This is a genomic window from Mesorhizobium sp. M7A.F.Ca.CA.004.04.2.1, assembly GCF_004022825.1.
GTDB lineage: Bacteria > Pseudomonadota > Alphaproteobacteria > Rhizobiales > Rhizobiaceae > Mesorhizobium.
In genome coordinates, this window is record NZ_RZPH01000070.1 from 1 (window position 1) to 11,405 (window position 11,405).

The following is an 11,405-nucleotide window of genomic DNA, read 5'->3' on the forward strand; positions in this document are numbered from 1 at the left end:
ACAGGAGTGAAGGCGTCGCGGTCATGCGCCCCGTCTCATGTCCGTCTGCACCATGGCTGCCCGTCTCGCAGTTGCCTGTCTCATGTCGGTGGTCAGGCCATTCGTGGTATCATATACACAGCCCACGCGACGCAGGCGACGCCGGCGCCGCTGCAAGAACGGAGAGCGGATGTGACTGCTTCTATCGCGCCGATCGCGCGCGACAATCTGACGACGCGCGTCTACGAGGAGCTTCGCCGCGCCATGATGGAGGGCCGCTTCTGGCCGGGCCATCGCTTCAAGATCCGCGACCTTGCCGCCAGCCTTCAGGTGTCTGAGACGCCAGTGCGCGAGGCGCTGATGCAGCTGGTCCGCGAAAAGGGTCTGGAGATGGAGGCCGGTCGTTCGATCACCGTCGCCCAGCTGTCGCTGGCCCAATATCTGGAGTTGCGCAGCATCCGGCTGCATCTCGAAGGCATGGCGGGGGCGGCGGCAACAACGCGCATCGAGCCACGGGAGATCGACCGTCTGGCCGAGGTGCATGACAGACTGATTGCCAACGAGGACAATGGCCATTGGTTCGAAGCCGTCCGCGACAATTGGGAATTCCACCATTCCATCTACCAGGCGGCGCAAATGCCGGAGCTGCTGGCGATCATCGAGGGCATCTGGCTGCGCAACGGTCCGCTGGTGAACTATCAATACCCGCACGCCAGGCCGACCTACGACGGCCGCCACCGGCACCTCGACATTCTCGACGCGCTGCGGGCGCGTGACGAGAACGGCGTGCGCAAGGGCATTCAGCAGGACATGATCGAAGGCGGACGCCTGTTGGTCAAGGTTCTCGAACGGCTGAACGACGGTGCGGTCACGCCCGAGGAACTGCGCCGCGCGGCGCAGAACGGCCGCCTGGTGTCGGCCGTCGGCTGAGCGATTTGTTCCTTCCCACCGCATCGGCGCTGGTCACGCCACCTGCGCCGCTGCGGCCATGCCGGCATCGGCAGCCTGCAGGGCGAGATCTATGTCTTTTGCGGTATGCGCGGCACTCAGGAACATGTTGTGCCGGGGGTGGAAATAGGCGCCCTCGCGCAAGGCGGCCGAGCAGAAGGCGTCGGCCTTTTTGAATTCGGCATCGCCGTCGAAGAGCACCATCGGCATCGACACCGGGCCGGTCTGGCGAAGCGACAGGCCATGCTTCTTCGCTGCCGCATCGAGGCCTGAGCGCAGCCTGTCGCCGGCTTCAGTCATCCTGGAGATGGCGTCGGTGTCGCGCAGCGTGTTGATGGTGGCGATCGCGGCGGCCATGGCGACGGCGCCATACCAGAACGACCCCGTCACATAGACCTTGGTCGCGGCTTCGCGAAACCGGTCGGTGCCGGTGATCGCGGCAAGCGGATAGCCATTGGCGATCGCCTTCGAGAAAGCGGACAGGTCCGGCCGTACGCCGAGCGGTTCCCAGCTGCCGGCGAGATCGATGCGGAAGCCGGCCCTGACATCATCGACGATCAGCGCCGCGTCGGCGGCGGTGGTGAGCTCGCGCGCCCGTCTGGCGAAGGCGGCGGTCGGCAGTTCCTGGTCGCGGGCGATATCGTGGCGGAAAGCGGTGACGACGACGGCGGCAAGATCGCTGCCGGCCTGCTCGACGGCTGCCTCGAGGCTGGCAACATCATTGTAGTCGAAATGGACGATATGGGCGCGGTCCTCGGCGGTGACGCCGGCGAGCGAAGGCGTGCACCACGGCACGGCGCCGTGATAGGAGCCGCGCGCGACCAGCACCTTGCGCCGGCCGGTGCCGGCGCGTGCGATCGTCACGCAGGCCGTGGTGGCGTCGGTGCCGTTCTTCTGCAGCATCGCCCAGTCGGCATGCGCGACGGTCTTGACCAGCAGTTCGGCCAGCTCGACCAACACCTCGCCAGGGCCGTTCATCGCATCGCCCAGGCGACGCTGCCGCTCGGCCGCTGCCTCGACCGCCTGGTGATGGTGGCCGAGGATATTGGGGCCCCAACTGCACATCAGGTCGATGTACTCGCGGCCATCGACATCCCAGACCCGGCAGCCGTCGGCGCGCTCGAAGAATTGCGGATAGGCGGAGCCGAGATAGCGCGTCGCCATGTGCCCCCACATGCCGCCCGGAATGACCGAGGCCGCGCGCTCGCGCAGCAACTGGTCTTTGGAGTTGATCAGGGAAGTCATAGCGAGTTCTCCGCGTATTGATATATCATATATTGATCTTAATGCTGGAAGAACAGGATTTGCTGACCGTCCAGGATGAGGAAGCGGGAGGCGGCTGGCCGCCTCCCGCATCTTTTCGCTCAGTGGCTGAGTTCCGCCAGCGGGAGGTTGCAGCAGGCGCTGTAACGCACGCCCTTGACGTCCGATTTGTAGGCCAGGATCAGGTTCGGGCTGATCAACGGCAGGATGATCCTGTCCTTGATCATCTCCTCGCCGGCCTGATGCCACAGCTTGGCGGCCTCGTCGCCGCTTGCCGCAAGGGCTGCCTTGTAGATATCCGCTTCCTTCGGATTGAGCACCGACGGGTCGCGCACCGCGCCGGCGCGGCGCGCCCACGGGCTGCCCTTGGTCATGGCGAAATAATCGACGTATTGCGACGTGCCGTAATAGTCCGGCGCGTAGAACACCGCCGTCATCGGGATGCCGTCGCCATTGACGCGTTCGCGCCAGTTGGCGAAGGGGATCGGCTGCAGGTCGAGCTTGATGTTGATCTTGGCCAAATCCTGCTGAACCTTCTGCATCAACAGCGACAGATCGACGCCATAGACGTTCATGCCGGGAAACGCCGCTTCCATCTCGAAGCCGTCGGCATGGCCGGCCTTGGCCAGAAGTTCCTTTGCCTTGGCGACGTCATAGGGTTGCGCCTCGAAGCCCGAACCGCCGGGGAAGCCGAGCGGGATCGGTGCGCTGATCAACTGGCCCTCGGAGCCGATGGTGAAGTCCAGGATGCTCGGACGGTCGAGACCGAGCGAAATGGCCTCGCGCACTTCGGGCGTCAGCGGAACCTTGTTGGCCTTGGCGCCGGGCGACAGCGCCACATAGATGAAATTGTAGGACGGCACGGTCTCGATTTTCACGTCGCTGCCGGTCATCGTCTTGGCCGTGTCCGGGTCGATCTGCATGGCGATGTCGGCGGTGCCGCTCTGCAGCATCTGTGCCTGCGCCACCGCATCCTTGGTCTGGCGGATGACGACTTCGCTCAGCGCCGGCGCGGTGCGCCAGTACTTGTCGTTGCGCGCCAGCCGCAGTTCCGAATTGGGCTCATAGGATTTCAGCACGAACGGCGCGCTGCCGGCCGAATGCGCCAGGAACCAGGCCTCGGCATTGTCTGTCGTCGAAGCGTCCGCATCGGCCTTGGCGCCGGCTTCGGAAGCAACCTTGCTGTTGACGACCGCTGCGTAGGGCGCCGCCGCGATGTTGAGGAATTCGGAGCTCGGCGCGACCATCTTGACGACCACCGTATGCGCGTCCGGGGTCTCGATCGAGGCGACATTGTCCATCAGGAACGAGGCGCTGCCCTTGAGGTTCTTTAGCCTCTCCCAGGACCATTTCACGTCCTTGGCTTCGACCGGCGAACCGTCCGAGAATTTGGCGGCCGGGTCGAGCGTGAAGGTGAAGCTGCTCTGGTCGGCATTGCCTTCCCATTTGGAAGCGAGCAGCGGGATCAGCTTGTTGTCCTTGTCCAGCGTCAGCAGCGATTCATAGACGCTGGAATTGTAGATCTGGCAGGTGTCGCAGAAGGCGCGGTGCGGATCGAGCGAGTTGAGGTCGATGTTGCGCGCAATGACCAGCGGCTTGCTGTCCTGCGCGAACGTGGCCGGCGCCCAGAAGGCGCTGGTGGCCAGCAGCACGGCTGCCAGCATCTTCGCCCTGGTCTTGTTTCTCTGTAGGATGCTCATGTCAGTTCTCCCATTTTCTTGTCGGATCTTTGTGGCAATGCGTTCGCTCTATCCACCCACGGCAGTGAGGGATTGAAGCGCGGCCTTGAGCTTTTCAGCGCCGCCCAGTGCGGCGCGGTTGAGCGGGGCCGATACGACGGGAGCCGAGAGGCTTCCCGTCACATGCAGGATCTCGTGATCGAGATAATCGAACACGCGATCCTGAATCTCCTGTGTCAGTCGTCCGCCAAGCGATAGCCCACGCTGCACCTGTTCGATGACGGCTACCCGGTTGGTCTTGCGGATCGAGGCCTCCACCAGCGGCCAGTCGAGCCCGGTCGGGTCGAGGCTGCGCAGGTCGATGATCTCGGCATCGACGCCGGTCTCCTCGACCACCTGGCTGGCGACGGCAACCATGCTGGCGCTGGTGAGCAGTGTACAGGCGCTGCCCGGCCTGACGATCTTCGCCTTGCCGAGCCGCACGCAATAGTCGCGGTCGTCCGCAGGCACAGGGCCTTCGCTCGGGAACAGCTCGACATGCTCGATGACGACGACCGGATCGTCGCATTTCAGCGCTGAATTCATCAGGCCGATATAGTCGAAGGGCGTCGTCGGCGCGACGATGCGCCAGCCGGGAAACAGGGCGAACAGGCCGGACGGATCGCCCGAATGCTGCGAGCCGTAGCCGGTGTGCGGCGAGACGCGCACCCTGACCACGATTGGCACCGGAAAGCCGCCGCCGAACATGTGGCGCACCTTGCTGACCGCGTTGAACAGCTGGTCGGCGGCAACCAGGCAGAAGTCGCCGAACATGATCTCGACGATCGGCCGCAAGCCGCAAAGCGCTGCACCCAGCGCCACGCCGACAAAGCCATTCTCGGCGATCGGCATCGCCAGCACACGCTCCGGCCAGCGCTCCAGCGCGCCCTTTGTGGCGCCCGAAACGCCGCCGCGCAGCCGGTGCACATCCTCGCCCATGATGATGATGCGCGGGTCCTGCTCCATGGCGCGAGCGATGACCTCGGACGCGGCAACCATGAACTTGACCGGCCTGGTGTCGGCCGGCGGCACGTCCTCGATCTCGAGGAAGCGCTCGCCCTTCAGTTCGGAAAGATCGCCGCGGATCTGGTTGTCGACGTCGCTTGGGTCCGGCCACAGATGATCAGGAATGCGCAGCGCGTTGCCGCTCATCTCGGTCAGGGAATCGGCAGCGGTGTTGACCGCCTCCATGACGCGCTGGTCGAGTGTCCCGAGGTCCGAAGCGTTCAGGATGCCCATCGTCTTCAGGCGAGCCGCCATCGTCGCAAGCGGGTCGCGCGCTTTCCAGACGTCTTCCTCGGCGCGCGTGCGGTAGCCGAATTCGCTGCCCGGGCGGGCGCCGCTCTGGTGTAGAAACCGATAGCAGAGCGCCTCGACCAGCACCGGGCCGCCGTCTTCCTCAATCGTCCGGCGCGCCTCGCGCATGGCATGGTGGACTGCCACCACATCCATGCCGTCGCATTCGATGCCACGAAAGCCGAGCATAGGTCCGCGCGAGGCCAGCCGCGTCTCGCGCGTCTGCTCGTTGATGTGCGTGGAGACGGCATAGAGATTGTTTTCGGCGAAAAAGATCACCGGCAGCCGGTAGAGCGCGGCGATGTTCATCGCCTCGTAGGCCGGTCCCGCCATCATCGTGCCGTCGCCGAAGAAGGCGACCGAGATGTTGCCGGTGCCGAGCAGTTTGTTGGCGAGCGCATAGCCCGCCGCGTGCGGCAGGTTGCCGCCGATAATGGCGCTGGTGCCTGGGATGCCGGAGGCATCGTCGCGCATATGCATCGAGCCGCCACGGCCGCCGCAATAGCCTGACTTGAGGCCCATGATCTCGGCCATCAGGCCGCGAACCGATCCCTGCATGCCTGGGTTGAAAGCATCATGCAGCGGGTCGAATCCGCCGGGCGTCTGCGCGTTGACAAGCTTGGCCAGCACCTGGTGATGGGCACGGTGGGTGCCGTTGATGCGGTCGCCGGTGCCGAGCACGGACATGGCGCCGACCGCCGTGGCCTCTTGTCCGATGCTGGCGTGGGCCGGACCATGCACCAGCCCGGCATGGGCCAGATCGAGCACCTTTTCCTCGAAACGGCGGATGAGCAGCATCTGGTGATACCAGCGCACCAGGCTCGACACCTCGGCGTCGGTCCAGTCCGAATCATCGACATCTAGCCGCAACCAGGGCGCCGATGGCTGGATCGATGTCTGCTGGACCATGTCAGCTATTTCCGTTCTGGTAGATGATATATCAAATATTTTCTTAGTCGATTGGGCCGTTCATTTTTCCTGGGGCACGATGCTGGCTAGAAGGTTGCAGGCAAATGGAATTAAATTTCATTTTTGCGAGAAGGCAAAGACTAAGCCGGGACGGCGCGGTTCCGCAAGAGGAATTTTGAGACTGCTAGCAGTGCCGATGTCGGTTTCTTGGGCCGACAGGTTTTCTAACGTATTGGATGTTGGTATGATATAATCACACCGACATTATAGGAGAAATCATGGCTGCCACCGAAAAGCGCACCTTCAGCCTGCCAACAGAGCAGGCTGCTTTCATCGACCGTCTCGTTGAATCAGGAACCTACGCGACCAGCAGTGAAGTGATCCGCGCCGGCCTTCGCGCCCTGCAAGAGCGCGACGCGGCCGTAGAGCGCTGGCTCCGCGAGGAGGTTGTGCCGACCTATGACAGGTGGAAGGCGGATCCTTCCCGAGTTATCCCAGCCAACCAGGCTTTTGACGACATCCGCGCTCACCACGCCGCCCGCTTTAAGAGGGATGTGTGAAGCGCCGGCATATTGTTCTGTTGCCGGAAGCCTTAGCGGACTTAAGATGGATATACGACACCATCGAGATCGCCGCCGGCAACGTCACGGCCATACGCTATATCGAGCGTATCGAAGCCTACTGCCAGGGTCTCGACTACGCCTCGGAGCGCGGAACACGCCGTGACGATCTGCGGCCAGGGCCTTCGGGTTGTCGGTTTCGAGCGCCGTGTAACGGTGACCTTTACAGTCGAATCCGACCAAGTGGTGATCTTCCGTGTGCTCTATGGCGGCGCCAATTGGGAGGATGAGCTCTAACCTGCAACGGGAAAAGCGTAACCCGCTTAGCTGTCCGAACCCGGGCTATCGGTCGACCCGATGCTGGAAGAACTGCAAAAACAATTCCCGCTCCGTGGTGATGTCGAGCTTCTCATAGATGCGCCGGCGATGGTTCTTGACCGTGCCGACGGTGATGCCGAGGCGTTCGGCGATGTTGGCCGTCGGGTGACCGGCGAGGATCAGTTGGACCAACTCCCGCTCGCGCAGTGACAGCTCCGGCCACAGGCTGGCTGGAATGGTCGGTTCCTGGCGGGGCGAGGCGCCGAGGCCTGTCGGCGCTGACGTGCGGGAGAATTCCGTTCCGCGCGCCTTGATGTCGAGCGCATGCAGCGCCTCGAACACCGGCAGCCGTTCATCCAGCAGGGCGATCTCGCTGTCTTTGAATAGCGTGGTCGAGCGGTCGAGGAAGATGCCGAGGCACCAGTCGCCGCCGTCCGCCAGCATGATGCCGACCTCGTCGCAGATCTCCGACTGCGCCAGGAAGCCGGCTATGTACTGGCCGCGCTTGGCCTCATCGTTGGCAAGCCGTTTCAGCGGCATGATGCCCAGCCTTCGCTCGCGTCGCCACGACGCATAGAACGGGTCGAAGACATAGTAATTGTCGAGATAGCGCCGGACCATTTCGTCCGAGAAGCGTCGGTGTTTGATGAATTCGGGTGTCTGCGTCGTCGAATAGCGCGTCACCGTGACGAGGTCGTGCTCGATATCCGCGCCGATCAGGTCGATCAGGCAGTCGACATGCCTGTCCGTGCCGGTGGCGGCGATCGCTTTGGCGAGCGGCGCCCAGATGGTCCCCATGCGCATGCCCTTTTTTCGGCGATGTCAGCTCAGCCGTCATTATGTCTTTAGGCATATGGCGCGAAGCCGCCCATCGAATCTAGCCTTGCGTCAACCTAGACCAGATCCCGAGGCGACCGTGACCCAACCCAATCTCACCGGCCCCATCGTCGGCAATCCAATCGTCATCGGTATCGACGCCGGCGGCACCATGACCGACACGATTCTTGTCGATCAGGACGGCCACTTCAAGATCGGCAAGTCGGCGACCACGCCGAAGAACGAAGCCGAAGGTTTTCTCGCGTCTGCCGAGGACGCGGCGGATGCCTGGGGCATCTCGCTGGAATCATTGTTTTCCGGCGTCAACGTCGTGCTCTATTCCGGCACCGGCATGCTCAACACACTGTTGTCGCGCACCGGCCGCCGGCTCGGCCTGATCACCACCAAGGGCCTTGAGGACATGATCCTGATGGGCCGCGGGCTGCAGGCCTGGGCCGATTATTCCTACGCCGACCGGCTGCACGCGGTCACGCATCATCATCCCGATCCGCTGGTGCCGCGCCGCCGCACGCATGGCGTCACCGAGCGCATCGACCAGTTCGGCGACGTCGTGCTGCCGCTCTACGAACACGAGGTCTCCATCGCCGCGAAAAAATTGATCGCCGACAAGGTCGAGGCGATCTGCATCATGACCATCTTCTCGCATGTCAATCCGGTGCACGAGAAGCGCATCGCCGAGATCTGCCGCGCGGAGGTCGACAGGGCCGGCGCCGACATCATCGTCTACACCAGCCATGAGGTCCGCCCGGTCATCCGCGAGCAGTCGCGGCTGAATTCGGTGCTGATCGAGGCCTACGCCACCTCGCGCGGCCGCAAGCAGCTTAGGGGTATCGAGGACGTCTCGAAGAAATACGGCTTCAAATATGGCGTGCAGACGCTGCTCTCCTTCGGCGGCCTGACCTCGATCAACCATCCGCGCCTGCACGAAACCATGATCTCCGGCCCGATCGGCGGCATCCTCGGTGCTGCCTATGTCGGCAAGCTGATCGGCAATGATTCGCTGATCTGCTCGGATATGGGCGGCACCTCTTTCGACATGGGCGTCATCACACGCGGCCAGACGCGAATCGAGAACGAGCCGCTGATGGACCGTTTCAAGCTCAACGTGCCGACGCTGCATCTCGACACGATCGGCGCCGGCGCCGGCATGATCCTCAAGGTCGATCCCCTGACCAAGAAGGTCTCGCTTGGGCCGGAAAGCGCCGGCTCGGATCCCGGTCCGATCTGCTTCGATCGCGGTGGCACCGAGCCGACCATCGCCGATTGCGACGCCATCCTCGGCCGCCTCAACCCACACTATTTCCTGGGCGGCAAGGTCGTGCTGCAGGTCGAAAAGGCGCGCCGCGCCTTCGAGGAAAAGTGCTCCAGCGTGCTCGGCGTTGGTGTCGAGGAAGCCGCGGAAGGCATGATCGACATGCTGGAGTCCGATGCCAACAACGCGCTGCGCCGGGTCATTTCCGGGCAAGGCATCCATCCCTCCGAATTCACGCTGCTGTCCTATGGCGGCTCGGGACCTTTGCATCTGGCCGGCTGCTCCAGGGGCATCGGCTTCAAGGACATCATCACCTTCCAGTTCGCGGCCGCCTTCTCCGCCTTCGGCTGCACCACGGCCGATTTCATGCGGCGTCATTCCGTCTCCACCCAGCACGACATCCCGTCACGCGCCGACGAGGCTACGCTGGCCGCCTTCGGCGCCAAGGTCACCACGGTCTGGAACGACCTGACCAAGGCAGCGGTCGACGAGATGATCGCCGACGGCCATACCAGGGAGAAGATCAGGACCGTGCCGTTCCTGATGATGCGCTACACCGGCCAGCTCGAGGACGTCGAAGTCATGGCGCCGCTTGCCAAGGTCGGTTCGGCCGACGACATGCGCAGGGTTATCGACGAGTTCGAGGCGGTCTATGCCAAGGTCAACCATCGCGTGTCGCGTTATGGCGAAGCCGGCTTCACCATCACCGAACTCGGGCTGATCGCCACCGCCGACAAGGTCAAGCCGGTGCTGCTCAAGCGGCCGCTCGGCGCCTCCAACCCGGCAGCCGCCCACAAGGGCGTGCGCGAGGCCTATATCGGTGGGCGCTGGCACAAGGCCAATCTCTACGAGATGGATCTGCTTCAGCCAGGCCACGAAGTCATCGGCCCGGCCATCATCGAACATCCCGCCACCACGCTCGTCGTTCATCCGCAGGACCGTGTCCATGTCGATGAATGGACGCTGCTGCACTACACCCACGCTTGAGAGGGCGACCGCCATGTTGGACAAACCTGCCTCGGCCCTGCGCCTTCGCGAAAGACTGCTCGATTCCGAGCGGCTGATGGAAGAGACCGGTTGCTATGACGGCATTACGGAACTCACGCTGCGCAACCAGGATCCGCTGAAATTCGAGACGCTGCACACCAAGCTACGCGCCTATTGCGTCTCGGCGCGCGAAATGGCGCGCCGCATCTCGGCCTCGCCCGGCGTGCGCGAGGTCGGCGAAATGGTGGTCGCCATCTACACGCCCGAGGGCGACGCCATCGCTCTCTCCAACGGCATCATGGTGCACGTCCATACGATGAGCCGCTTCATCAAATGGATGATCAAAAACGGCTACGAGGACAACCCGCGCATCCGCGAAGGCGACATTTTCGCCAACAACGACGCCTTCATAGGCACTGTGCAGGTGCCCGACGTGATGGACGTGGTGCCTATCTTTCATGAAGGCACGCTTGTCGGCTGGGCCGGCGCCGTCTGCCACGAGCTGGAGGCTGGCGGCATTACCCCAGGCGGTGATGTGTGTCTCGCGCAGGAGCGCTTCACCGAGGGTCTGTTCGTCTGCGCCGAGAAGATCGGCGAGAACGACGAGATCCGCCGCGACTACGTCATCCGCTGCGAGCGCAATCTGCGAATGCCGATCTACTGGGTGCTCGACGAGAAGGCCAAAGTCGCATCCTGCATCGACATGCGCGAAAGCGTCAAGCAGCTGATCTCCGAGATCGGCCTCGACTACTGGATGAAGGTGTCGAAGGAGTTCATCGAGGAAGGCCGCCGTGCCCAGCTCGCCCGCACCCGCCAGCTCACCGTCCCCGGAATCTATCGCGGCCACACTTTTTACGGCCACGTCACCGCAGGCAAACCCGGCTTCCAGCTGCTCGGCGATCCGGACTGGCTCTACAACATCCCGATCGAGATGGAGATCACCACCGACGGCAAGATCACCATGGACTTCGAGGGCACGCAGCCCTGGGGCTACCATTCGATGAACTGCACGCCGGCCGGCATGGATGGCGGCATGTTCGTCACCTTGACCCAGCACATGAATTTCGAAGGGCTGGTCAATGACGGCGCGTGGATGGCGACCGAACTGAAACTGCCGCACGGCACCTGGACCAACCCCGACAACGAGATGGTGGCGACCGCCACCTCATGGGCTTTGCTGCTGCCGGCCTATGGCGTCTTCCAGCGGCTTTTGTCGCGCAGTTTTGTCGCCCGCGGCTTCGTCGAGGAGGCCTTCGTCGGCCAGGTCAACAGCCCGATGATCGAGATGGGCGGCGAGAGCCAGTACGGCACGCCGTTCGGCATGGCCCATTTTGAATG

The 11,405-nt window shown here is 63.3% G+C and carries 9 protein-coding genes and 1 pseudogene; 6 read left to right on the top strand and 4 right to left on the bottom strand.

The window, feature by feature from the left end; genetic code table 11:
- The first annotated feature begins 171 nt into the window (after positions 1-171).
- Positions 172-909: a GntR family transcriptional regulator gene (locus EN893_RS05400; RefSeq protein WP_127267755.1), complete on the top strand. Its 738-nt coding sequence runs from the start codon at positions 172-174 to the stop codon at positions 907-909.
- Positions 910-942: 33 nt separating this feature from the next.
- Here the strand turns inward: EN893_RS05400 and EN893_RS05405 are convergent, their stop codons facing one another.
- The 3 genes from EN893_RS05405 to EN893_RS05415 all read right to left on the bottom strand — a co-directional run bounded on the left by EN893_RS05405 (position 943) and on the right by EN893_RS05415 (position 6,113).
- Positions 943-2,172, bottom strand: a complete 1,230-nt coding sequence (locus EN893_RS05405) for an aminotransferase class III-fold pyridoxal phosphate-dependent enzyme (RefSeq protein WP_127267756.1) — start codon at positions 2,170-2,172, stop codon at positions 943-945.
- 119 nt (positions 2,173-2,291) lie between these two features.
- Positions 2,292-3,854 (bottom strand): ABC transporter substrate-binding protein, encoded by a 1,563-nt coding sequence (locus EN893_RS05410; RefSeq protein WP_164749072.1) that lies wholly within the window; start codon positions 3,852-3,854, stop codon positions 2,292-2,294.
- An 84-nt stretch (positions 3,855-3,938) separates the two neighbouring features.
- The gene (locus tag EN893_RS05415) at positions 3,939-6,113 is read right to left on the bottom strand and encodes an alpha-ketoacid dehydrogenase subunit alpha/beta (protein ID WP_127267758.1); all 2,175 of its coding nucleotides are present in this window, start codon (positions 6,111-6,113) and stop codon (positions 3,939-3,941) included.
- A 278-nt stretch (positions 6,114-6,391) separates the two neighbouring features.
- On the opposite strand from EN893_RS05415, the gene EN893_RS05420 reads away from it, so the two are divergent.
- From EN893_RS05420 to EN893_RS40000, 3 genes and pseudogenes are all read left to right on the top strand, one after another.
- Positions 6,392-6,673 carry a type II toxin-antitoxin system ParD family antitoxin gene (locus tag EN893_RS05420; RefSeq protein ID WP_023811572.1) on the top strand — a complete coding sequence of 94 codons (282 nt, stop codon included), beginning with the start codon at positions 6,392-6,394 and terminating at the stop codon, positions 6,671-6,673.
- A pseudogene (locus EN893_RS39995) lies at positions 6,670-6,810 on the top strand (type II toxin-antitoxin system RelE/ParE family toxin); the annotation flags it as partial. The gene EN893_RS05420 and the pseudogene EN893_RS39995, both read left to right, overlap by 4 nt.
- Before the next feature lie 25 nt (positions 6,811-6,835).
- Positions 6,836-6,970, top strand: a complete 135-nt coding sequence (locus tag EN893_RS40000; RefSeq protein WP_306663811.1) for a hypothetical protein — start codon at positions 6,836-6,838, stop codon at positions 6,968-6,970.
- A gap of 45 nt (positions 6,971-7,015) precedes the next feature.
- Here the strand turns inward: EN893_RS40000 and EN893_RS05430 are convergent, their stop codons facing one another.
- A complete protein-coding gene (locus EN893_RS05430; RefSeq protein WP_127267759.1) occupies positions 7,016-7,795 on the bottom strand; it encodes a LuxR C-terminal-related transcriptional regulator in 780 nt (259 codons plus the stop codon).
- Positions 7,796-7,907: 112 nt separating this feature from the next.
- Here EN893_RS05430 and EN893_RS05435 point away from each other — a divergent pair, with 112 nt between their 5' ends.
- Complete coding sequence (locus tag EN893_RS05435) at positions 7,908-10,067, top strand: hydantoinase/oxoprolinase family protein (protein WP_127270869.1); 2,160 nt, start codon at positions 7,908-7,910, stop codon at positions 10,065-10,067.
- A 13-nt stretch (positions 10,068-10,080) separates the two neighbouring features.
- Positions 10,081-11,405: hydantoinase B/oxoprolinase family protein (locus EN893_RS05440; RefSeq protein WP_206640087.1), on the top strand; the 1,325-nt coding region annotated here is incomplete at its 3' end.